The organism is Vibrio sp. IB15 (assembly GCF_016406055.1).
In the GTDB taxonomy this organism is placed as follows: domain Bacteria; phylum Pseudomonadota; class Gammaproteobacteria; order Enterobacterales; family Vibrionaceae; genus Vibrio; species Vibrio chagasii.
In genome coordinates this window covers 1-1,431 of sequence record NZ_JAEFCE010000138.1, presented here as the reverse complement: position 1 = coordinate 1,431, position 1,431 = coordinate 1, and the positions used below count along the sequence as shown (strand labels likewise).

General features: G+C 43.7%; 1 protein-coding gene. It reads left to right on the top strand.

The annotated features are described in order from the left end of the window. Positions 1-84 precede the first annotated feature (84 nt). Positions 85-1,422, top strand: coding sequence for an IS4 family transposase (locus JC606_RS23095; RefSeq protein WP_137409200.1), 1,338 nt, complete (start codon positions 85-87; stop codon positions 1,420-1,422). Positions 1,423-1,431: the final 9 nt, after the last annotated feature.

Sequence of the window (1,431 nt, the reverse complement as noted above, 5' to 3'; positions counted from 1 at the left end):
GCAATGTAGATCAGATAAGGATCGGTTGACCGATCCTTCTTCTGAGAGATAATCGGAAGCCTGTTTCTAGGCTTCCGATTTTTTATGTCTATCCAAAACTATTTTGTCGATTTCCTCGAAGAAAATCCTGTTGATGTAGCTCAACTCACCACTTTCTCTGAACATATCCCAGATGAATGGGTTGTTAAGGCAGCTAGTCTTTCTGATAAAGCGACTATTCGCCGACGTCGACTACCAAGTGACATGGTCTTGTGGTTAATTGTCGGCATGGCCTTCTTCCGTAATGAACCAATTGCCGAAGTCGCACGAAGAATGAATGTCTGTGCGGATGGCTTGGCTGATGAAGAGTTATTAGCAAAAAGTGCTTTAACCCAGGCAAGACAACGTTTAGGCAGTGCTGCACCAGAGTGGTTGTTTAAACAATGTGGGCGAACGTGGGGTCTTGAACGATACCGTGATGATACGTGGCAAGGATTACAAGTTTTTGCTGTAGACGGTGCTCTTTTTCGCACCGCGGATACGCCCGAACTTAGAGAGCACTTTGGCTCGGGTAATACCTCGAGTAGCAGGCAGACACCACATCCAATGCTAAGAGTTGTGACTATGATGAATGTCCGTTCTCATGTCATCGTTGACGCTGCCATAAGCCCTTATCGGCGTGGTGAAATCCCACTTGCTATGCCCTTCATCGACTCTTTACCAGATAACTCTGTGACGTTACTAGATAAAGGTTTTTACGGTGCAGACTTACTTCTCTCTCTTCAAAATAGCGGTATTAATAGACATTGGTTGATACCAGCAAGGAAAGGGTTGAAATACACACTTTTAGATGAAGAAGAAAGCAATGATATGCTCATCGAAATGAACGTCTCACCGCAAGCTCTCAAAAAGAACCCTAGTTTACCTGAAAAATGGCAAGTCAGAGCGGTGACCTATGAAGTACAAGGTAAGCAGAAAACTGTTTTTACATCCCTTCCAAGAGCAGACTACGACGCGAAAGCGGTAGCCGAACTTTATCATGAACGTTGGGAAATCGAATTAGGTTATCGTGATATCAAAAGCTCAATGCAACACAATGCCTTAGTATTACGCAGTAAAACAGTAAACCTTGTTTATCAAGAACTCTGGGGGCTGTTGCTTGGTTATAATTTGGTAAGACGTGAAGCAAGTCAGGCAGCAGTTGAACATGGAAGAATGCCGAATGAAATTAGCTTTAAATACGCTTGTCAGTTTATAGCGAGCCAACTGAAGGTGATGAGTAAAGCGATATCGCCAGGCAATACACCTAAGCGTTTAAAGAGTCTAAGGGGAGACTTATCAGTCCTCTTTATAGACAAACGCCCTAAGCCTAATCGGCCTAGGGCGGTAAAAATATCAAAGACTCGCTACCCAATTAATCGCAAAGCAGCTCCGCTTAAGTGAACTACATTG